The organism is Gallintestinimicrobium propionicum (genome assembly GCF_025567525.1).
In the GTDB taxonomy this organism is placed as follows: domain Bacteria; phylum Bacillota; class Clostridia; order Lachnospirales; family Lachnospiraceae; genus Gallintestinimicrobium; species Gallintestinimicrobium propionicum.
The window spans coordinates 1-425 of record NZ_JAOQJY010000055.1; the positions used below are offsets into that span (position 1 = coordinate 1).

The 425-nt window shown below is 37.9% G+C and carries 1 protein-coding gene; it reads left to right on the top strand.

Annotation, left to right across the window (positions count from 1 at the left end):
* Positions 1 to 238: transposase (locus OCV62_RS18095; protein ID WP_262588384.1), on the top strand; the 238-nt coding region annotated here is incomplete at its 5' end.
* Positions 239 to 425: the final 187 nt, after the last annotated feature.

Sequence of the window (425 nt, forward strand, 5' to 3'; positions counted from 1 at the left end):
ACAAAAGTTCTATGAATTTAGAACTAAGCTTAAAGCGAAGTGTGATGAAAATGGTATTGAATTAAGAGTCGTAGACAGATGGTATCCATCATCCAAAATATGTCACTGCTGTGGTGCTATCAAGAAAGATTTGAAGCTTTCAGATAGAATATACCGTTGTGATTGTGGCTATGTCGAGGATAGGGATTTCAATGCTGCTCTTAATCTAAGAGATGCTTTAACTTACGAAGTTGCATAATGAACGCAAACGTAAGTATGTACTGCGGGCTATCGCAGGAATTTACGACTGTGGAGTGTACAAGAACTTGTGAGTAGCGTATTGTTTACAATCGCCAAAGCATACACAATGAAGCAGTAAGAAGTATCCGCAAGGACTTCAATTTCTCGATGTGTTTGAGTATATTTAAACACATTTTGAGTGGCAG